Genomic DNA, 19,793 nt, shown 5'->3' with positions numbered 1-19,793 from the left:
ACCGTACTGAACGGTCACTCAATGCGGATCGGGGCGAAGGCCCCGGTCGAGCCCCCGCCCCGTCACGTCCGCTCCGTCACCGCCGACGCGTCACGCCTGCTTCGAGGCGAGCTGGACGACCGTGATGTCCGAGGGCGCGCCGACCCGCACCGGCGGACCCCACGCGCCCGCGCCGCGGGACACGTACAGCTGGGTGTCCCCGTACTGCTCCAGGCCCGCCAGCGTCGGGTTCGCGAGCTCCGCGAGCAGATTGCCCGGCCAGAGCTGGCCGCCGTGCGTGTGGCCGGACAACTGCAGGTCCACCCCGTGCTTCACCGCGTCGTGGATGACGACCGGCTGGTGCGCGAGCAGCACCGCCGCCCGGGAGCGGTCCCGGTCGCCGAGCGCGCGGACGAAGTCCGGCCCCTGGCCCTCGTTCTCGCCGGCCACGTCGTCGACCCCCGCCAGGTCGAAACCGTCGATCTCGACCCGGGCGTTCCGCAGCGGCTGCAGGCCCAGTTCGCGCACGTGGTCCACCCAGGCGTCCGCGCCGGAGAAGTACTCGTGGTTGCCGGTGACGAAGTACGAGCCGTGCCGGGCCCGGAGCTGCGCCAGCGGCTCGGCCGCCGGGCCGAGGTCCGCCACGCTGCCGTCCACGAGGTCACCGACCACCGCGATCAGGTCGGGCTGGGTGGAGTTGATCGTGTCGACGATCCGCTGCGCGTGCGCACGGCCGAGGGTCGGCCCGAGGTGGATGTCGGAGACGACCGCGATCCGGTACCCGTGGACCGCCCGCGGCAGCTTCGCCAGCGGCACGGTGACCCGCTTCACGCGCGGGCCGCGGAGCACGCCGTACGTGCCGTAGCCGACCGTGCCCACGGCCGCGGCGGCCGCTGCGCCGCCGACGATGCGGGAGACGAAGAGACGACGCGAGAAGTCCCCCGTCGCAGTGGCGCCGGAGCCGGAGCCGGACGGGGACACCGGCTCCTCCGCGGGCCCGGCCTCCTCACCCGCCGCCGGACCGCCCTCGGTACGCGTCTCCGTCTCCGACAACGGCTCGGGCGCCGTCTCCGGCACCGTCACCGGTACCGCCTCCGGCACCGGGACCGGCGCCGCGACCGGCACCCGGGCCGCGCGCCGCTCCAGGACGCGCCGCAGCAGCGGCCGGACCAGTTCGCCGGCCAGCAGCGCCAGCGTCACGTACAGCAGCAGCGCCAGCCACAGGAAGCCCGGCCAGGCCACCGTCTGCTGGAGCCAGAACGGCGCCCCCGCGCGCCCCGAGGCCATCGCCGCGACCGAGCCCAGCGGCAGCGCGACCGCCGCCACCGTCCCCAGCCGCCGGGCGAGCGAACCCGGCGCCGTGACGTCGCGCACCAGGCGCCGCCACACGTACCAGTGGACCCCGCCGAGCACGGCCAGGACCACGATCATCACCAGCAGGACGAGCAGCACGACCCCGAACCCCTAACCCCGTTCGCGGCGCGCGGCGCGCACGCCGCGCAACCCGATCACGCCGATCACCGTCCCCAAGACAAAGGACGTGATCGCGAGCAGCAGATGAACCCAGAAGTACGCCGTCGGCTCGCCCGCGTCGTCGAAGGCGAGGCCGCTCCCGTCGTTCCACAGGTTTTTGACGAAGGTGACCCAGATGAACCAGCTCCACACACCGAACGCGAGCAGGAACCAGGAGGCGGAGCGGCTGAGCTTCATGGCCCCAGTATCACCGGACACCTCCGGCCGCCCGCGTCCGGGTGGACGGGGGCGGCCGAACGCCCTGGTGGGGTACGGAATGACGAGGTCCGCGTGTACGTTCTGGTCCGTGTCTGCTTCGAAGAAGGCCGCCCTGGCGGTCACCACGGCCACCGCCGTCGCCGCCCTCCTTCCGCTGCTCTCCGCCGGGCCCGCGTTCGCGGCGCCGGGGCCGGACAAGAAGGAGGACAAACAGCCCAAACCACCCGCGGTGATGTCGACCGTCGGCGGATCGCTGCTCGGCCGGCCGGGGACGCAGGTACAGCTGGGCGCCGGGGCTCCGGTCCTGCCGAAGGAGCTGAGCGCCCGGTCGTGGATCGTGGCGGACGCCGAGACCGGTGACGTGCTGGCCTCGCACAACGCGCACTGGCGGCTGGCCCCCGCGTCCACGCTGAAGATGCTGTTCGCGGACACCGTGCTGCCCAGGTTCCCGAAGACCCAGACCCACCTGGTCGATCCGAGGGAGCTGGCCGGGATCGGCGCGGGTTCCAGTCTGGTCGGCGTCAAGGAGAAGCAGAGCTACACCGTCCACGATCTGTGGATGGGGGTGTTCCTGCGCTCCGGGAACGACGCGGTGCACGTGCTGTCCGAGATGAACGGCGGCATCCCGAAGACCGTGCAGGACATGAACGCCCACGCGGCGGAGCTGCAGGCACTCGACACGCACGCCGTCTCGCCGGACGGCTACGACGCGCCGGGCCAGGTCTCGTCCGCGTACGACCTCACCCTGATCGCCCGCAGCGGCATGCAGAAGCCCGACTTCCGGGAGTACGCGGCGACCGTGCGGGCCAAGTTCCCCGGCGAGCAGAAGAAGGGCAAGAAGCGCGAGAGCTTCGAGATCCAGAACACCAACCGGCTGCTGACCGGTGACTTCGGCATCGCCCCGTACAAGGGCATCGCCGGCGTGAAGAACGGCAACACCACGCACGCCGGGGCGACGTTCACCGGCGTCGCCGAACGCAACGGCAAGGTGCTGCTCGTGACGGTGATGAACCCCTCGTCGAAGGAGTCGCACGCCGTCTACAAGGAGACCCAGCGGCTGCTCGACTGGGGCTTCGCCGCCTCCGGCAAGGTGACCCCGGTCGGCGAGCTGGTACCCCCGAAGTCGGCCCGCACCGACTCCTCCGCGCCGGGCACCGAGCCCGCCCCGGGCAAGAACAAGCAGGGCTCGGCGGAGAAGGCGTCCGCCGCCTCGGACAGGTCCGGCGGGATCGGCACGGCGCTGGCCGTGGCGGGGGGCGCGCTGGTGCTGCTCGGCGGTGCGGCGTTCCTGGTCAACCGTCGCTGGCCGCTGCCCGAACTCGTCCGCCGCCGGCCTCAGGGTCCGGGTCCGGACGTGAATCCGTAGCCGTCCAGGCCGCGCAGAACAGCAGGAGTTTCGCGGTGAAGTTGATCCACAGGAGCAGGGCGACGGGCACGCCGAACGCACCGTACATCGACCTCGACGCGACCCCGCTCATGTAGCCGCCGAGGAGCAGCTTCAGGGCCTCGAAGCCGATCGCGCCGATGAGCGCCGCGCCGACCAGTTTGCGGCGCGGCGGGCTGACGCCGGTGAAGACGCTGAGCACGTAGCAGAGGATGAGGAAGTCGGCGAGGATCGCGACGAGGACCGCGGCGACCTGGATGAGCACGCCGCCCGCGCCGGACTGGGAGATGCCGAGGCGGTCGGCGGTCCAGCCGACGGCGGTGGAGCCGAGCCAGGAGGCGGCGAGCGAGCCCACGCCGACGGCGCCGAGGCCGAGCAGGACGACCGCGTCCACGCCCTTGGCGACGAACGGGTTCCGGTCGTCGTCCTCGTCGAGGCCCCAGACCGTGCGCAGACAGTCCCGCATCTGACCGACCCAGCTGATGCCGGCGACCAGCAGCACCGCGCCGGCGACCAGACCGATCGTGCCGGCGTTGGCGACCAGGCCGCCGATGTCGAGCTGTTCGGAGATGCCGGGGACCTGGTCGGCCGCCTTCTCCTCGATGGTCGCGAGCTGTTCGTCGGTCAGCAGCGCGGCGCCGATCGCGGCGGCGACCGTGATCAGCGGGAAGACGGCGAGAAAGCTGATGAAGGTGATCGCGGCGGCCAGGCGGGTCCAGTGCACCGCGTCGAGCGTCTCGTACGAGCGCCAGGCATGGGTGCGCATGAGCCGGGCGGCCACCGGGCCGATGACGGGGAGCTTGGTCAGCCAGTCCATGTCGTACCCGTACCCCTTGATCGGCTCGTCGACCGTCCCGCCGCGCCGGGACCGGAGCGGCGGTCACACGTCCATGACCGCCATCGCGTACATCGCCGCCCACACCACGCCGATCACCGCGAGCGGCCGGTCGCGCAGCACCACGTCCTCCGGCGCGCCCGCGGCCCCGCGGTCGGCGAAGACCGCGTACCGCAGCACCGCGAGGATGAAGGCGACCACGGAGAGCTGACGCCACGGCAGCAGCGTCCCGGCCGCGCCGCCGCCGCTCTCCAGCGCCCACAGGCAGTAGCCGAGGACCGCCGCCCCGGCCGCCAGCTGCCAGACGAACCGCAGATAGCCGGGGGTGTACCGGGTGAGCAGGGCGCGGGTCGCGCCCTGCGTGCCGGCCATCCGGACCGCCTCGGAGTACCGCTTGGCGGCGACCATGAACAGCGCGCCGAAGCCCGTGGTGATCAGGAACCAGCGGGAGAGCGGGATGCCGAGCGCCACCCCGCCGATCACGGCCCGCATCAGGAAGCCGGTGGCGACCACGGCGAGGTCGACGACCAGGACGTGTTTGAGCCGTACGCAGTAGGCGAGTTGCATGACGAGGTACGCGGCGAGCAGCGCGGCCGTCATCGGGTTGCACAGCGCCGCCGCGGCGAGGGCCGCGCCGAGCCCGAGCGCGGCGCCGGCCGCGTACGCGAGGGGGACGGGGACGACGCCGGAGGCCACGGGGCGCAGCCGTTTGACGGGGTGGGCCCGGTCGGCGTCGGCGTCGCGGGCGTCGTTGACCAGGTAGACCGCGGCGGCGGCCGCGGTGAACAGGCCGAAGACCAGGGCCAGTCGGCCGGCCGACTCCCAGGAGGCGAGCCGTCCGGCGGCGGCGGGCGCGGCGACGACGAGCAGGTTCTTGACCCACTGCCGGGGGCGGGCGGTGCGCAGGAGGCCCGCGGGGACGGCGAGCAGCAAGCCGTGGCGCGCGGGGGCGGAGGCGGTGGCCGCCGGTCGCTCCAGGATCGCGGTGCGTTCAGACACGGGCGGTCCCCCGCAGCCAGTCCCGCCCGAGGGCCGCGGTCGTCGCGCCGAGCAGCGCGCCCGCGGCCACGTCGGTCGGGTAGTGGACGCCGACGACCAGGCGGGAGACGCACATCGCGGCCGCGGCGGTCACGGCGAGGCGGCGGCCGGCCGGGCGCAGGGCGGTGAAGGCGACGGCGGCCGCGGCCGCCGAGGTGGCGTGCGAGCTGGGGAAGGAGTGCCGTCCGGCGGTGCGGACCAGCGGGGCGAACTCCTCACGCCCGGGGCGGGGTCGGCGCACCAGCCGCTTCACGCCGACGCTCGCCAGATGCGCCGCGCCGATCAGCGCCGTGCCGCGCAGCCACGGGCCGCGCCGCTCCCGGTCGGCGGCGGCGCCGACGAGTCCGGCGGCCAGCCAGAGCGCCGCGTGCTCTCCGCCGAGGGACAGCAGCCGGGCAGCGGCGGCCACCTCCGGCCGCCGGCCGCAGCCGCGCAGGGCGGCCAGCAGGCGCCGTTCCGCTCCGGCGCAGTCCCCGTATCGCATCGGCCCCGCCTCCCGGGTTTCGTGGATCGGCCCGGGGCGACTCTGACGTGCGGGAGCGCGGAACTTCACGGCAATCTTTCCTGACACTCTTTTAATCACCCATTTCGACGAGCCCCGCGAGCCTCGCCGCAAACCCCGGCATTCTCCGCAAGCGGGGCGATACGGTCACCGCCATGACCGCGGAGACCGAGTACCCCGACGTCGTGCCGATGACCGGCTGGGGCCGCACCGCGCCCACCCTCGCGTGCGTGGTCCGGCCCCGTTCGTACGAGGAGGCCGCCGCGTCGGTCCGCGGCTGCGGGCCGCGCGGCTCGATCGCCCGCGGCCTCGGCCGCGCGTACGGCGACGCCGCGCAGAACGCCGGCGGCACCGTCCTCGACATGACCGGCCTCGACCGCATCCGCTCCATCGACGCCGGGCGCGGCCTGGTGGAGTGCGACGCGGGCGTCAGCCTGCACCGGCTGATGGAGGTGCTCCTGCCGCTCGGCTGGTTCGTGCCGGTCACCCCCGGGACCCGGTACGTGACCGTCGGCGGGGCGATCGGCGCGGACATCCACGGCAAGAACCACCATGTCTCCGGCTCGTTCGCCCGCCATGTCCGCTCGCTGCGGCTGCTCACCGCCGACGGCACGGCCCGCACGGTCGCCCCCGGCACCGAGCTGTTCGACGCGACCGCCGGCGGCATGGGCCTGACCGGTGTGATCCTCTCCGCCGTGCTCGAACTGCTGCCGGTGGAGACCTCGCTGATGACCGTGGACACCGAGCGGGCCGGCGACCTCGACGACCTGATGGCCCGGCTCACCGCCACCGACCACCACTACCGCTACTCGGTCGCCTGGATCGACCTGCTGGCCCGGGGCGCCGCGACCGGCCGGGCCGTCCTCACCCGCGGCGACCACGCCCCCTACGACACGCTGCCGCTGCGCGCCCGCCGCACGGCGCGCGCCTTCCGGCCGGGCTCGCTGCCCGCCGCGCCGGTGTACGTGCCCGAGGGGCTGCTGGGCCGGACGACGGTCGGCCTGTTCAACGAACTCTGGTACCGCAAGGCCCCCCGCCGCTCGATCGGCCGGCTGCAGCGGCTCTCGGCCTTCTTCCACCCGCTGGACGGCGTGCCGCACTGGAACCGGATCTACGGGCGCGGCGGCTTCGTCCAGTACCAGTTCGTCGTCGGGTACGGGCAGGAGGAGGCGCTGCGGCAGGTGGTGCGGCGGATCGCGCGCCGCGGCTGCCCCTCGTTCCTGGCCGTCCTGAAGCGCTTCGGCGAGGGCGACCCGGGCTGGCTGTCCTTCCCGATGCCCGGCTGGACGCTGGCCCTCGACATCCCCGCGAGCCTCAGCGGGCTCGGCACGTTCCTCGACGAGCTGGACGAGGTCGTGGCCGGCGCGGGCGGCCGGGTGTACCTCGCGAAGGACTCCCGCCTGCGCCCCGACCTCGTCGCCGCCATGTACCCCCGGCTCCCGGACTTCCGCGCGCTGCGCGCGGAGCTGGACCCGCGCGGGGTCTTTCGTTCCGACCTGTCCCGTCGGCTCGGCCTCTAGGAGTGTGACCGCCATGAAGGACGCCTTCGGCGCCCCCCAGTCCCTGCTCGTCCTCGGCGGCGCGTCCGAGATCGGACTGGCCACCGCCCGCCGGCTCGTCGCCCGCCGCACCCGCACCGTCTGGCTGGCCGGACGGTACTCCCCCGCCCTGACCGCGGCCGCGGACTCGCTGCGCGGCCTCGGGGCGGACGTGCACACCGTGCCGTTCGACGCGCTGGAAACCGAGTCGCACGAGGAACGGCTCGGGAAGCTGTTCGCCGAGGGCGACATCGACATGGTGCTGCTCGCCTTCGGCGTCCTCGGCGACCAGGCCCGCGACGAGGAGGACCCGGCCGCCGCGGTGCGCGTCGCGCAGACCAACTACACCGGCGCGGTCTCGGCGGGGCTGGTGTGCGCCCGGGCGCTCCAGGCGCAGGGGCACGGCTCGCTGGTGGTGCTGTCCTCGGTGGCGGGCGAGCGGGCCCGGCGGGCCAACTTCATCTACGGCTCGTCCAAGGCGGGCCTCGACGCCTTCGCGCAGGGCCTCGGGGACGCGCTGCACGGCACCGGGGTGCAGGTGATGGTCGTCCGCCCCGGGTTCGTCCGGACGAGGATGACCCGCGGCCTCGCGGAGGCCCCGCTGGCGACGACCCCGGAGGCGGTCGCCGAGGCGATCGAGCTGGGGCTGCGGCGGCGGGCCGAGACGGTGTGGGTGCCGGGGGCACTGCGCGTGGTGATGACGGCCCTGCGCCACCTGCCGCGGCCGCTGTTCCGGCGGCTGCCGGTGTGAGGGACGGGCCCAAGGGGCCCAGAGGGCCCTGCGGGACCCGTGTGGACCGTGCGAGCTCCTGTGGGTCCTGTGGGTCTGTGGGCCCTGTGGGTCGTCCGGGTCGTCCGGGCCCGCGTGCCTACGCCTGTGTCGGCGCCGGGGCGTCCACCGGTGACCCCTGGGCCGGGATCTCCGGGGTGTCGGCGCCGCCGAACGCGTACGTGCGGAGCTTGCGCCACACCGCGTCCGCGCCCTGCTCGTACAGCGCGAAGGACCGGCAGGTCCAGGCCGCCTCGAAGCCGGCCAGCTCCTCGTAGGCGCGGTCCATCGCCTCGTCCGCGATGCCGTGCGCGACGGTGACGTGCGGGTGGTACGGGAACTGCAGATCCCGCACCAGCGGCCCCGCCTCGTCCCGCAGCTGCTGCTGCAGCCGGGTGCACTCGGGCGCGCCCTCGGCCAGCGTGACGTACACGACGGGCGACAGCGGGCGGAACGTTCCGGTGCCCGCGAGCCGCATCGGGAACGGCAGGCCCGCGGCGGCCACCCGGGCGAGGTGCGCCTCGATCTCGGGCAGCCGCTCTACGGCCGCCTCGGTCGGCGGGACGAGGGTGACGTGCGTGGGGATGCCGTGCGCGGCGGGATCCCCGAAGCCCGCGCGCCGCTCCTGGAGCAGGCTGCCGTAGGGCTCCGGGACCGCGATCGAAACGCCGAGCGTTACGGTCCCCACGTCGTTCTCCTCCGTCGAGTAATGGTTCGGGCGGGTGGTGCAGCGCCAGTGTGCGGCCTGCACCACCCTCAAGGCCAGGGTCCTTGGACTCAGTGCTTGGCGGGCAGGAAGCCCACCCGCTCGTAGGTCTGCGCCAGGGTCTCCGCCGCGACCGCCCGCGCCTTCTCCGCTCCCTTGGCCAGGACCGAGTCCAGCGTCTCCGGGTCGTCCAGGTATTCCTGGGTCCGGGTCCGGAACGGAGTGACGAAGTCCACCATCACCTCGGCGAGGTCGGTCTTCAGCGCGCCGTACATCTTGCCCTCGTAGCTCTTCTCCAGGTCGGCGATGCCCGTCCCGGTGAGCGTGGACATGATGGAGAGCAGGTTGGAGACGCCCGGCTTGTTCTCCACGTCGAAGCGGATCACGGTGTCGGTGTCGGTGACGGCGCTCTTGACCTTCTTCGCGGTGACCTTCGGGTCGTCGAGCAGGTTGATCAGGCCCTTCGGCGTGGACGCCGACTTGCTCATCTTGATCGACGGGTCCTGGAGGTCGTAGATCTTCCCCGTCTCCTTGAGGATGTACGGCGACGGGATCGTGAACGTGTCCCCGAAGCGGCCGTTGAAGCGCTCCGCGAGGTCGCGGGTCAGCTCGATGTGCTGGCGCTGGTCCTCGCCGACCGGGACCTGGTCGGCCTGGTAGAGCAGGATGTCCGCGACCTGGAGGATCGGGTACGTGAACAGGCCGACGGTGGCCCGCTCCGCGCCCTGCTTGGCGGACTTGTCCTTGAACTGCGTCATCCGCGAGGCCTCGCCGAAGCCGGTGAGGCAGTTCATCACCCAGCCGAGCTGCGCGTGCTCGGGCACGTGGCTCTGGACGAAGAGGGTGCAGCGCTCCGGGTCGAGGCCGGCGGCGAGCAGCTGGGCCGCGGCGAGCCGGGTGTTGGCCCGCAGCTCCGCCGGGTCCTGCGGCACGGTGATCGCGTGCAGGTCGACGACCATGTAGAACGCGTCGTGGGTCTCCTGCAGGGCGACCCACTGACGGACCGCGCCGAGGTAGTTGCCGAGGTGGAACGAGCCTGCGGTGGGCTGGATTCCGGAGAGCACACGAGGTCGGGGAGAGGCCATGTTCATCATTCTCTCAGGTGCGGTAGGCGTTCTTGACAAGGCCGGGGCGGGCGCTCACGCGCCCGCCCCGGGACACCTCCGCCGTCAGACCGTCAGCCCCGGCGCCGGGTACGCGGCCATCAGCTCGGCGACCTCCGCGCGGATCGCCGCCAGCGCCTCCTCGTCGCCCTTCGCGGCCGCCGCGACACCGCGGTCGATCCACTCCGCGACCTGCGCCATGTGCTCGACGCCCAGGCCGCGCGAGGTCAGCGACGGGGTGCCGATGCGGACGCCGGAGGGGTCGAAGGGCTTGCGCGGGTCGTACGGGACCGTGTTGTAGTTCACGACGATGCCCGCCCGGTCCAGCGCCTTGGCGGCCACCTTGCCCGGGACCTCCTTGGGCGTGAGGTCCATCAGGATCAGGTGGTTGTCGGTGCCGCCGGAGACCAGGTCGAAGCCGCGGGCCAGCAGCGCCTCGGCGAGCGCCTTCGCGTTGGCGACGACGGACTCGGCGTAGGTCCGGAAGGAGGGCAGGGCGGCCTCCTTCAGGGCGACGGCGATCGCGGCGGTGGTCTGGTTGTGCGGGCCTCCCTGGAGACCCGGGAAGACTGCCTTGTCGACGGCCTTGGCGTGCTCCTCGCGGCACATCAGCATCGCCCCGCGCGGGCCGCGCAGCGTCTTGTGCGTGGTCGTGGAGATCACGTCCGCGTACGGCACCGGCGACGGGTGCGCGCCGCCCGCGATCAGGCCCGCGATGTGGGCGACGTCGGCGACGAGGACCGCGCCGGACTCCTGGGCGATCTCGCCGAAGGCGGCGAAGTCGATGGTGCGGGGCAGCGCCGTGCCGCCGCAGAAGATCACCTTGGGGCGTTCCTTCATCGCCAGCTCGCGGACCTGGTCGAAGTCGATCCGCCCGTCGTCCTGGCGCACGCCGTACTGCACGCCGCGGAACCACCTGCCGGTCGCGGACACGCCCCAGCCGTGGGTGAGATGGCCGCCCATCGGCAGGGCCATGCCCATCACCGTGTCGCCGGGCTCGGCGAAGGCCAGATAGACGGCCAGGTTGGCCGGCGAGCCGGAGTACGGCTGGACGTTGGCGTGGTCGACGCCGAACAGGCTCCGGGCGCGCTCGATCGCCAGGGTCTCGACCAGGTCGATGTTCTGCTGGCCCTCGTAGTAGCGGCGGCCCGGGTAGCCCTCGCTGTACTTGTTCTGCAGGACGGTGCCGGACGCCTCCAGGACCGCCTGGGAGACGTAGTTCTCGCTGGGGATCAGGCGCAGCGTGTCGGCCTGGAGCTGCTCCTCGGCGCGGACCAGCGCGGCCAGCTCGGGGTCGGTGGCGGCGAGGGCGGGGTGGCGGGGCTGCTCGGCGGTCATGGCGTGCCTCCGGGTTCGGCGGATCCCGGGGCGCGGCTCGTACGTAGGGCTGCGCCGCACGGGACGGTCGTAGGTCCCGTGATGCCCAGGCGGGCGGCATCTCGTGTGGTTGCCGCGCACGGCTCCCCCGGGGTCGCTTCCCCGTGCGCCAGTCGCCGTGCGTGTTTCCAGACTAGCGGGCGCGTTGTCACCGAGGTTTCCCCGTCCATCATCCGAGCGACGATAGAAACAGGGCTCACACCCGCCCCTGGCCGCAGAACGAACGGAGATCCCGTGTCGCGTACGCAAGACCTGATCGCTTCCGCGGAGACGCACAGCGCGCACAACTACCACCCGCTGCCCGTGGTCGTCGCCACCGGCGACGGCGCGTGGCTCACGGACGTCGAGGGGCGCCGCTACCTCGACATGCTGGCCGGCTACTCGGCGCTGAACTTCGGGCACGGCAACCGCCGGCTGCTCGACGCGGCGCGGGCGCAGCTGGAGCGGGTGACGCTCACGTCGCGGGCGTTCCACCACGACCGGTTCGCCGCCTTCTGCGAGCAGCTCGCGGAGCTGTGCGGCAAGGAGCTGGTGCTGCCGATGAACACCGGCGCGGAGGCCGTGGAGACGGCCGTGAAGACCGCCCGGAAGTGGGGGTACGAGGTGAAGGGCGTGCCGGACGGGCACGCGAAGATCGTGGTCGCGGCCAACAACTTCCACGGCCGGACGACGACGATCGTCAGCTTCTCGACGGACCACGAGGCCCGGGACCACTACGGCCCGTACACGCCGGGCTTCGAGATCGTCCCGTACGGCGATCTCACCGCCCTGGAGACGGCGGTCACCGAGAACACGGTGGCGGTGCTCCTGGAGCCGATCCAGGGCGAGGCCGGGGTGCTGGTGCCGCCGGCCGGTTATCTGCAGGGCGTGCGGGAGCTGACGCGGCGCAGGAACGTGCTGTTCATGGCCGACGAGATCCAGTCCGGCCTGGGCCGTACGGGCAGGACCTTCGCCTGTGAGCACGAGGGCGTCGTGCCGGACGTGTACATCCTCGGCAAGGCGCTGGGCGGCGGCGTGGTGCCGGTGTCGGCGGTGGTCGCCGACCGCGACGTGCTGGGGATCTTCAAGCCGGGCGAGCACGGCTCGACCTTCGGCGGGAACCCGCTGGCCTGCGCGGTGGCCCTGGAGGTGATCGCGATGCTGCGCACCGGCGAGTACCAGCAGCGCGCGACGGAGCTGGGCGAGCACCTGCACGCCGAGCTGAACCTGCTGGTCGGCGGCGCGGTGGAGGCGGTGCGGGGCCGCGGGCTGTGGGCGGGTGTGGACATCGCGCCGGCGCGCGGCACCGGCCGGGAGATCTCGGAGAAGCTGATGGAGCGCGGGGTCCTGGTGAAGGACACCCACGGCTCGACGATCCGGATCGCCCCACCGCTGGTGATCGGCAAGGAGGACCTGGACTGGGGCCTGGAACAGCTGCGCGCGGTCCTGTCGGACTGACGCAGCGGCGACGCCGTGCCCGGGGGCGCTGTGCGGCTCCGGGCACGGGGCGGCGTACCGCCACGGTCAGGGCGCGGCCCTCGCCTGGCCCGCCCCTCAGGAGCGCGGGCAGGCCGCGGTCTTCCGGTGCGGTGGCGCGGCGGGCGCCGTAGCTCCACGGCAGTCGCGCTGCCGGGGCCGTTCGGCGCCGCGGTCCCGTGCGCGTGGGGGCGCCCTTCCCGGTGGCCGGCGGGCCGCGGCCCGACGCGCCCCGGGCCGAGGGCCCGCGCCCCCGCCGGGCCCCTCCGCCGCGCCCTACAGGATCACGTGCGGCAGGAAGCGGGCGTAGCCGTCCGTGACGAGGCCCGCCGACTCGCGGATGCCGAGGCCGGCCGCCTCGTCCCGGACGACCCATGCGCCGAGCACGACCCGGTTGCCGTCGAAGTCCGGCAGCGGCGCCAGGGCCTGGTAGCAGCAGGGCTCGTCGCTGACGGCCGGGGGCTCGCCCGCCTCGTGCAGGGTGACGCCGGCGCCCTCGCGCCCGAGCAGCGGCTTCGCGGCCCAGCCGGTGGTCGTGGCGAGCTCGCGCGGGCCGTCGACGTAGGCGGGCAGCAGGTTCGGGTGGCCGGGGTACAGCTCCCAGAGAATGGCGAGCAGCGCCTTGTTGGAGAGCAGCATCTTCCAGGCCGGCTCGATCCAGCAGGTGCTGCCGGAGCCGCCGCCGTTGTCGAGGGTGTCCAGGACGTGCGGGCCGAAGCGGTCCGTGGTCAGCCACTCCCACGGGTAGAGCTTGAAGCAGCTGCGGATGAACTTCAGACGGTCGTCGACGAACCGCCCGGACAGCCGGTCCCAGCCGATCCGTTCGACGGACAGCGCCTCGGTGTCGAGGCCGGCCTGCTGGGCGGTCTCGCGCAGGTACGCGACCGTCATCAGGTCCTCACCGAGCTCGTCTCCGTCCGAGTGCACGAAGTGCACCGGGCCGGGCGGCAGCAGGTGCGCCTGCGCCTTCCAGGCGTCGACGAGGCGCTCGTGGAGCGAGTTCCACTGGTCGGCGCCGGGGAACCGCTCCTCCATCCAGAACCACTGCGGACTGGCGGCCTCGACGAGGGAGGTCGGGGTGTCGGCGTTGTACTCCAGCAGCTTCGCCGGCCCCGTCCCGTCGTAGTGCAGGTCGAACCGGCCGTACAGGGACGGCAGTTCGGTCCGCCGCCGCCAGGACTCGGCGACCCGCTCGACGACCCGGGGGTCGGTGAGGCCCAGATCGGCGAACCGGTCCTGCGCCACGATGTGCTCCGCCGCGGCGAGGCTCATCGCGTGCAGCTCCTCCACGACCTCCTCCAGCGCCTCGACCTCGGGCAGCGTGAAGGAGTAGTACGCGCTCTCGTCCCAGTACGGCCGCAGCGAGTCGTCCGGGTAGCGGGTCAGCGGGTAGACGCAGCCCTGCTCCTCGACGGTCTGCTGCCAGCCGGGGCGGGGTTCGATGGTGTGCCGTCGCATGACGTGCCCGCCGCCGCTCAGCCGCCGCTGGAGCCGGAGCAGCCGAAGCCGCCGGTGTCCACGGCGGCCTTGTTGGTGCTGCCGCCGCCGATCCGGCCGTCGGCGTCGACGCTGCCGCCGTAGTAGTAGGTGCCCCTGGTGGTGTGGCCGCCGCTGCTCTTGCACTCGTAGTTGGGCAGTTGCTTGCGGCTCACCGGGTCCATGCAGCGCTTGTCCGGCTCGCTGGAGCAGGCGGTGATCGTCGCCGCGAGCACGCCCATCCCGCCGAGTATGACCGTGCTCGACCTCAGCCTGCGCATACCGTGTTCTCCCCGTTCGTCCTTCGCCGTGCCGACGCGCGGCCCTTTTACGCCCTGCCGCGCGACCGCACAGTTTAGGCCGCTCCTTCCCGGCCGGTACGGGGTGGGCCCGGCAACTTCACGGCTCCTTTACTGCCGGGGACCGTCCCTCCGCGTTCACTCCTCCGGCAGCACCCGCAGCAGTGCCTCGAGCGCCCCCGGCCAGGCGCTGTCGGTGGGCGTGCCGTAGCCGACGACGAGACCCTCCCGGGTGCGCGGCGCGGAGGGGTGACGGAACTCCTCGATGCCGAGCACCGACAGGCCGTGCCAGGCCGCGGAGCGCAGTACCTCCCGCTCGGTGCCGGGCGGCAGCGGCAGCACGGCGTGCAGCCCGGCCGCGATGCCGCTGACCTCCATGCCCGGCGCGCGTTCGGCCAGTGCGGCCACCAGCTGGTCGCGGCGCCGGCGGTAGCGCAGCCGCATCGCCCGGACGTGCCGGTCGTACGCACCGGACTCCAGGAAGTCCGCGAAGGTCAGCTGGTCGAGCGCCCCGCAGTACCAGTCGACCTGTCCTTTCGCCGCCGCGACCTCGTCGGCCAGCGCCTGCGGCAGCACCATCCACGCGAGGCGCAGCGCCGGCGCCAGCGACTTGCTCGCGGTGCCCAGATAGACCACCCGGTCCGGGTCGAGGCCCTGCAGTGCGCCCACCTGCTGGCGGTCGTAGCGGAACTCCCCGTCGTAGTCGTCCTCCAGGACCAGACCGCCGGTGGTCCGCGCCCAGTCGACCGCCGCCGCCCGCCGGTCCGGGGGCAGCGCCCCGCCGAGCGGAAACTGGTGCGCGGGCGTCATCAGCACCGCGCCGGCGCCCTTGAGCGCCGCCAACTCCTCGGTGCGGGTGCCTCGTTCGTCGCAGCCCAGGGCGGGCAGCCTCAGACCCGCCGCGGCCAGCAGGTCCCAGTGCACGTCGAGCCCGTACGACTCGACCGCGACCTCGCGGACCCGGCGGGCCCGCAGCACCTTGCCGATCAGCATCAGCCCGTGCGCGAAACCGGAGCAGACCACGATGCGTTCCGGGCTCGCGTACACGCCCCGGGCCCGCGCCAGGTACCCGGCGAGGGCGGTGCGCAGTTCGATCCGGCCGCGCGGATCGCCGTACCCGAAGGCCTCGTTGGGCGCCGCGGTCACCGCCTGGCGGGCCGCCCTCAGCCAGTCGGCGCGCGGGAACGAGGCCAGGTCGGGCGCCCCCGGCTTGAGGTCGTGCCGCGGCCCGCCCGGCGCCCTGCGCCGCTGCGCGCCGGACGGCGGCACGGCCGCCGGACCGCGGCGGAGCTCGGCCCGCTGCGCGACCCGGGTGCCGGAGCCCTGGCGGGCGGTCAGCCAGCCCTCGGCGACCAGATCGGCGTACGCGTCGGCAACCGTGTTACGGGCGATCCCGAGGTCCGCCGCGAGCTGCCGGGAGGACGGCAGCCGGGTTCCCGGCGCCAGCCGGCCGGTGCGCACCGCCTCGCGCAGCGCGTCCATCAGCCCGGTGCGCAGCCCGGCCGCGTCCCGCAGGTCGAGGTGCAGGTCGGCTCCGAAAGTGGCCCACTCGTTCGCCATGGGAATGGACCATACCGCTGCGCCACAGCGCCCGTACGGTGAGAACCATGACGACCACGCACCCGCAGGGCTCGGAGCCCGCCCCGTACGCCCACGAGCACACCCCCCGTCTGGACCTGGCCGCGCGGCACCCGGAGTTCTACCGGGCGATGATCCGGCTGGAGGCCGCCGCCGCGAAGGACGTCGACCCCACGCTGTACCACCTGATCAAGATCCGGGCCTCGCAGGTCAACCACTGCGCGTTCTGCCTCGACATGCACACCAAGGACGCGCTGGCGGACGGCGAGACGGTCCAGCGGATCGTGCAGCTGTCCGCCTGGGAGGAGTCGCGGCACTTCTACACCGAGAAGGAGGCCGCCGCACTGGAACTGACCGAGGCGGTCACCGTGCTCACCGAAGGTTTCGTGCCCGACGACGTGTACGAGCGGGCGGCGAAGCACTTCGAGGAGGACGAACTGGCCCGGGTCATCGCCGCGGTCATCGCCATCAACGCCTGGAACCGCATCGGCGTGAGCACCCGGATGGTCCCCGGCCACTACACCCCGGGGGCGTACAAGAAGTGAGCGAGCCGGCACGCACGCTGCACGCGCTGCACCGGAGCCGGGCGGCCGGCGACCCGCTGGTGCTGCCCGGCCCCTGGGACGCGGCGAGCGCCCGCGCCTTCGAGGACGCCGGCTTCCCGGCGCTGGCCACGCCGAGCGCCGGGATCGCCGCCTCGCTGGGGTACGAGGACGGCGCCACGCCCGCCGGGGAGATGTTCGCCCAGGTCGCGCGGATCGTCCGGGCGGTGTCCGTCCCGGTCACGGCGGACCTGGAGGCCGGATACGGGCTGGCCCCGAAGGAGCTCGTCGAGCGGGTCCTGGAGACCGGCGCGGTCGGCGTGAACCTCGAGGACTCGGACGGCCGGACGATGAACGACCCCCACGCGCACGCCGAATGGCTGGCGGCGGTACGGGCGGAGGCCGGGGACGCGCTCTTCGTCAACGCCCGCACCGACGTCTATCTGCGCGGGGTGCCCGAGCCCGCGGCCGCGGCCCTGGAGCGGTCCCTGCTGTACGCGGCGGCCGGTGCGGACGGGGTCTACCCGATCGGCGCACCGCCGGAGGACCTGCCGGGGCTGCGGGCCGGGCTCGGCGACGGGCCGGCGCTCAACTTCTACGCCCGGCCGGGCGCCCCGCCGTTCGGGGAGCTGGGCCGGCTCGGGGCGAGCCGGATCACCTTCGGTCACGGGCTGCTGCTCCGCACCCTCGGCCACGTCCGGGCGCTGGCCGAGGAGTTGCGGGGCGCGTGACCCGGCGGACGGCGGTCAGGCGTCGTCGTCGGCGGGCTCGTCCGTGACGCGGAGGCCGGCGACCCACAGGGGCATCAGCCGGTGCGCGGCGAAGACGGCGACCATCAGCGGCAGCGCGAGCCCGCCCGGGTCCACCATGTCCGACACGGTGAGGACGGCCAGCAGGGCCGTCCCGGCCAGCAGCAGCCACCCGGTCAGGCGGTGCGCCAGCGCCCGGACCCGGTCCCGCTCGACGAGCTGCCGCTCGTCGAGCATCCGGCCGCGCAGTTCGAGCAGGCCGCGGGTGGCGCCGTTGATCGCCCCGGTCGCGACCATCCAGGGCAGCAGGACGGCCAGGACGACGATGACCCCGGTCAACTCGGCCTGGAACACGGCCGCGTTCCAGGCCACGACGGCCACGGCCGTCAGCGCGACGTGCGCGCCGACGACGGCGCGGCGGCGGGCGGGGGTGGCGTACAGCGCCACTCCGGCCCGGTTGTTCATGACGGCGTACATGCGCCGGTCGAATCGCGTCGCGGTCGTCATCATTTCTTCCTCCCGTAGACCTCGGCGGTGAGCGGCTGGAACGGCTCCAGGGAGAACAGCGCCTCCACCGGCAGCTCGAAGTACCGGGCCACTTTCAGGGCCAGGTCGAGACTCGGGTTGTACTGGCCGCGCTCGATGTAGCCGATGGTCTGGTAGTGGACGCCCACTGCCTCGGCGAGTGCCTGCCGCGACACCTTCCGCTCGGCCCTGACGGCCGAGAGCCTGTTGTGCACCTGCTCGCTCATGTATAAGAAGTACTACATCCGAGAGTAGATCCACAACTCGGCCGGGCACGGAAAAACACCGCACCCCCGGCCGAAGTACCGGCCGGGGGTGCGGTGTTACGTCAGTAGCGGGCTCAGATGAGGCCGAGCTCGCGGACCGCGTCGCGCTCCTCGACGAGCTCCTGGACGGAGGCGTCGATGCGGGGACGGGAGAACGCGTTGACGTCCAGGCCCTGGACGATCTCGTACTTGCCGTCCTTGCAGGTGACGGGGAAGGAGGAGATCAGGCCCTCCGGGACGCCGTAGGAGCCGTCCGACGGGATGCCCATGGAGGTCCAGTCGCCCTCGGCGGTGCCGTTGACCCAGGTGTGGACGTGGTCGATGGCGGCGTTCGCGGCCGAGGCGGCGGAGGACGCGCCGCGGGCCTCGATGATCGCGGCGCCGCGCTTGGCGACGGTCGGGATGAAGGTGTCGGCCAGCCACGCCTCGTCGGCCACGACCTCGGCGGCGTTCTTGCCGGCGATCTCCGCGTGGAAGATGTCCGGGTACTGGGTCGCGGAGTGGTTGCCCCAGATGGTGAGGCGCTTGATGTCCTCGACCGACGCGCCGGTCTTGGCCGCCAGCTGCGAGAGGGCGCGGTTGTGGTCCAGGCGGGTCATCGCGGTGAAGCGCTCGGCCGGGACGTCCGGGGCGGACTGCTGGGCGATCAGCGCGTTGGTGTTGGCCGGGTTGCCGACGACGAGGACCTTGATGTCGTCCGCGGCGTGGGCGTTGATGGCCTGGCCCTGCGGCTTGAAGATGCCGCCGTTGGCGGCGAGCAGGTCGCCGCGCTCCATGCCCTTGGTGCGCGGGCGGGCGCCCACGAGCAGGGCCACGTTGGCGCCCTCGAAGCCCTTGTTCGGGTCGTCGAAGATGTCGATGCCCTTGAGCAGCGGGAAGGCGCAGTCGTCGAGCTCCATGGCGGTGCCCTCGGCGGCCTTCACGCCCTGCGGGATCTCGAGGAGGCGCAGCTTGACCGGCACGTCCGCGCCGAGCAGGTGGCCCGAGGCGATGCGGAAGAGCAGCGCGTAGCCGATCTGACCGGCGGCGCCGGTCACGGTGACATTCACGGGAGTGCGGGTCATGGCGATCTCCGTAAGACAGCTGGCGGTGGGGGTCCCTGCCCCTGATCCGGATGCCTCCCCTGATCGACGATCGATCACACGATCGATCGGTGTCTCGACGTGAAGAGATATCCAGCGGTCAGGCTATCCGAACCGGGACCGCTCACACCCCCTCCCCCTTGTGGTGCGGCTCACTGCCACCCTTCCGTGGCGCCCCGGGCGACGTAGCGGAATGGTCACTTCCGTGCCACAGGGCGCTACGCGCCTTGATCGACTGTTGGCACGTACATGACCCTTGATCGAAGACGGCGCCCGTCCTCCCTCGGGGGAGAGGACGGGCGCCGTTTCCGCGTGCGCGGTGCGCTCAGGTGATCGTCAGGTGGAGGGCGTCCTCCAGGAACGGGATCTTCAGCCACGGGTCGGGCTGCACCATGAGCGCCAGCAGCACGATCAGCGTGCCCATGACCCCGTACGTGACCATGTCGGTGAACCGGGAGCGGACCGCCAGCATGCCGACGGACGGCAGGGTCCGGCGCAGTACGGCCCCGGTGAGCAGGGCCACCCCGACCAGCATCGAGCCGACCCGGAAGGACTGCGCGAACAGGTCCGTACCGACGATCAGCAGCCCCAGCGCGGCGAGGCCGAGCACCGTCAGCAGCGGCCACTGCCGGGCGGGCGCGGGCGCGTCGCCGGGGGCGGCCCGGCCGCCGCCCTCGGGCCGCGCGGTGTCCGTGGTGACGGCCGGCGGCCGCCGCGACCGGTGTGCGGCGGACACGGGGGCGTCACCGGAGGCACCCGGCTCCGCGGTCTCCGCCTCCGTCGCCTCCGGCGTCTCGGTCGCCTTGTCCTTCTCCGTCGCCTTCTCGGTCTCCGGCTCCGGATCCGTCGGCATCGGGGT

At 73.2% G+C, this 19,793-nt stretch carries 21 protein-coding genes and 1 riboswitch; of the genes, 6 read left to right on the top strand and 15 right to left on the bottom strand.

The window, feature by feature from the left end:
• Positions 1-90: 90 nt before the first annotated feature.
• Both ABZO31_RS20435 and ABZO31_RS20430 read right to left on the bottom strand, forming a co-directional pair.
• On the bottom strand, positions 91-1,431 hold the full coding sequence (locus ABZO31_RS20435; RefSeq protein WP_406862668.1) for a metallophosphoesterase: 1,341 nt from the start codon (positions 1,429-1,431) through the stop codon (positions 91-93).
• Between the two features lie 12 nt (positions 1,432-1,443).
• Positions 1,444-1,689 carry an SCO4848 family membrane protein gene (locus ABZO31_RS20430; protein WP_406862667.1) on the bottom strand — a complete coding sequence of 82 codons (246 nt, stop codon included), beginning with the start codon at positions 1,687-1,689 and terminating at the stop codon, positions 1,444-1,446.
• A 109-nt stretch (positions 1,690-1,798) separates the two neighbouring features.
• Between ABZO31_RS20430 and ABZO31_RS20425 the strand changes: the two genes are divergently transcribed.
• Positions 1,799-3,076: a D-alanyl-D-alanine carboxypeptidase family protein gene (locus ABZO31_RS20425; protein ID WP_406862666.1), complete on the top strand. Its 1,278-nt coding sequence runs from the start codon at positions 1,799-1,801 to the stop codon at positions 3,074-3,076.
• Here ABZO31_RS20425 and ABZO31_RS20420 read toward each other — a convergent pair.
• The 3 genes from ABZO31_RS20420 to ABZO31_RS20410 form a co-directional block, all read right to left on the bottom strand.
• The gene (locus tag ABZO31_RS20420; RefSeq protein WP_406865415.1) at positions 3,003-3,860 is read right to left on the bottom strand and encodes a YihY/virulence factor BrkB family protein; all 858 of its coding nucleotides are present in this window, start codon (positions 3,858-3,860) and stop codon (positions 3,003-3,005) included. The genes ABZO31_RS20425 and ABZO31_RS20420 overlap by 74 nt on opposite strands.
• 114 nt (positions 3,861-3,974) lie before the next feature.
• Positions 3,975-4,928 (bottom strand): decaprenyl-phosphate phosphoribosyltransferase, encoded by a 954-nt coding sequence (locus tag ABZO31_RS20415; RefSeq protein WP_406862665.1) that lies wholly within the window; start codon positions 4,926-4,928, stop codon positions 3,975-3,977.
• On the bottom strand, positions 4,921-5,451 hold the full coding sequence (locus tag ABZO31_RS20410) for a phosphatase PAP2 family protein (RefSeq protein ID WP_406862664.1): 531 nt from the start codon (positions 5,449-5,451) through the stop codon (positions 4,921-4,923). Before ABZO31_RS20410 ends, ABZO31_RS20415 begins: the two co-directional genes overlap by 8 nt.
• A gap of 173 nt (positions 5,452-5,624) precedes the next feature.
• Between ABZO31_RS20410 and ABZO31_RS20405 the strand changes: the two genes are divergently transcribed.
• Both ABZO31_RS20405 and ABZO31_RS20400 read left to right on the top strand, forming a co-directional pair.
• Entirely contained in the window at positions 5,625-6,989 is a 1,365-nt protein-coding gene (locus ABZO31_RS20405) for an FAD-binding protein (protein WP_406862663.1), read from the top strand.
• A 13-nt stretch (positions 6,990-7,002) separates the two neighbouring features.
• Positions 7,003-7,758: a decaprenylphospho-beta-D-erythro-pentofuranosid-2-ulose 2-reductase gene (locus ABZO31_RS20400; protein WP_406862662.1), complete on the top strand. Its 756-nt coding sequence runs from the start codon at positions 7,003-7,005 to the stop codon at positions 7,756-7,758.
• A 118-nt stretch (positions 7,759-7,876) separates the two neighbouring features.
• Here ABZO31_RS20400 and ABZO31_RS20395 read toward each other — a convergent pair whose 3' ends face one another.
• From ABZO31_RS20395 to glyA, 3 genes are all read right to left on the bottom strand, one after another.
• Complete coding sequence (locus ABZO31_RS20395) at positions 7,877-8,464, bottom strand: 2'-5' RNA ligase family protein (protein WP_406862661.1); 588 nt, start codon at positions 8,462-8,464, stop codon at positions 7,877-7,879.
• Positions 8,465-8,553: 89 nt separating this feature from the next.
• Positions 8,554-9,567 (bottom strand): tryptophan--tRNA ligase, encoded by a 1,014-nt coding sequence (gene trpS / locus ABZO31_RS20390; protein ID WP_406862659.1) that lies wholly within the window; start codon positions 9,565-9,567, stop codon positions 8,554-8,556.
• An 84-nt stretch (positions 9,568-9,651) separates the two neighbouring features.
• Positions 9,652-10,923, bottom strand: a complete 1,272-nt coding sequence (glyA, locus tag ABZO31_RS20385; protein ID WP_406862658.1) for a serine hydroxymethyltransferase — start codon at positions 10,921-10,923, stop codon at positions 9,652-9,654.
• A gap of 76 nt (positions 10,924-10,999) precedes the next feature.
• Positions 11,000-11,089, bottom strand: a riboswitch (ZMP/ZTP riboswitch).
• A 107-nt stretch (positions 11,090-11,196) separates the two neighbouring features.
• On the opposite strand from glyA, the gene rocD reads away from it, so the two are divergent.
• Positions 11,197-12,399, top strand: a complete 1,203-nt coding sequence (gene rocD, locus ABZO31_RS20380) for an ornithine--oxo-acid transaminase (RefSeq protein ID WP_406862657.1) — start codon at positions 11,197-11,199, stop codon at positions 12,397-12,399.
• Positions 12,400-12,693: 294 nt separating this feature from the next.
• On the opposite strand, the gene ABZO31_RS20375 is transcribed toward rocD, so the two are convergent.
• The 3 genes from ABZO31_RS20375 to ABZO31_RS20365 all read right to left on the bottom strand — a co-directional run bounded on the left by ABZO31_RS20375 (position 12,694) and on the right by ABZO31_RS20365 (position 15,752).
• Entirely contained in the window at positions 12,694-13,875 is a 1,182-nt protein-coding gene (locus ABZO31_RS20375; protein ID WP_406862656.1) for a glutathionylspermidine synthase family protein, read from the bottom strand.
• 17 nt (positions 13,876-13,892) lie between these two features.
• Positions 13,893-14,174: a hypothetical protein gene (locus ABZO31_RS20370; protein WP_406862655.1), complete on the bottom strand. Its 282-nt coding sequence runs from the start codon at positions 14,172-14,174 to the stop codon at positions 13,893-13,895.
• A gap of 156 nt (positions 14,175-14,330) precedes the next feature.
• Complete coding sequence (locus ABZO31_RS20365; protein WP_406862654.1) at positions 14,331-15,752, bottom strand: PLP-dependent aminotransferase family protein; 1,422 nt, start codon at positions 15,750-15,752, stop codon at positions 14,331-14,333.
• A gap of 47 nt (positions 15,753-15,799) precedes the next feature.
• On the opposite strand from ABZO31_RS20365, the gene ABZO31_RS20360 reads away from it, so the two are divergent.
• Complete coding sequence (locus tag ABZO31_RS20360) at positions 15,800-16,315, top strand: carboxymuconolactone decarboxylase family protein (protein ID WP_406862653.1); 516 nt, start codon at positions 15,800-15,802, stop codon at positions 16,313-16,315.
• Entirely contained in the window at positions 16,312-17,043 is a 732-nt protein-coding gene (locus ABZO31_RS20355; RefSeq protein ID WP_406862652.1) for an isocitrate lyase/PEP mutase family protein, read from the top strand. The genes ABZO31_RS20360 and ABZO31_RS20355 overlap by 4 nt, the downstream gene beginning before the upstream one ends.
• A 15-nt stretch (positions 17,044-17,058) precedes the next feature.
• On the opposite strand, the gene ABZO31_RS20350 is transcribed toward ABZO31_RS20355, so the two are convergent.
• From ABZO31_RS20350 to ABZO31_RS20335, 4 genes are all read right to left on the bottom strand, one after another.
• Positions 17,059-17,568 carry a hypothetical protein gene (locus ABZO31_RS20350; RefSeq protein ID WP_406862651.1) on the bottom strand — a complete coding sequence of 170 codons (510 nt, stop codon included), beginning with the start codon at positions 17,566-17,568 and terminating at the stop codon, positions 17,059-17,061.
• On the bottom strand, positions 17,568-17,813 hold the full coding sequence (locus ABZO31_RS20345; RefSeq protein ID WP_406862650.1) for a helix-turn-helix transcriptional regulator: 246 nt from the start codon (positions 17,811-17,813) through the stop codon (positions 17,568-17,570). The genes ABZO31_RS20350 and ABZO31_RS20345 overlap by 1 nt, the downstream gene beginning before the upstream one ends.
• 113 nt (positions 17,814-17,926) lie before the next feature.
• Positions 17,927-18,916, bottom strand: a complete 990-nt coding sequence (locus tag ABZO31_RS20340; RefSeq protein ID WP_406862649.1) for a malate dehydrogenase — start codon at positions 18,914-18,916, stop codon at positions 17,927-17,929.
• Between the two features lie 343 nt (positions 18,917-19,259).
• Positions 19,260-19,787, bottom strand: coding sequence for a DUF3017 domain-containing protein (locus ABZO31_RS20335; RefSeq protein ID WP_406862648.1), 528 nt, complete (start codon positions 19,785-19,787; stop codon positions 19,260-19,262).
• Positions 19,788-19,793 lie beyond the last annotated feature (6 nt).

This window comes from Streptomyces solicamelliae, from assembly GCF_045348655.1.
Classification (GTDB): Bacteria; Actinomycetota; Actinomycetes; order Streptomycetales; family Streptomycetaceae; genus Streptomyces; species Streptomyces solicamelliae.
The sequence above is the reverse complement of the archived record's forward strand: the minus strand, read 5'-3'. Positions and strand labels throughout refer to the sequence as shown.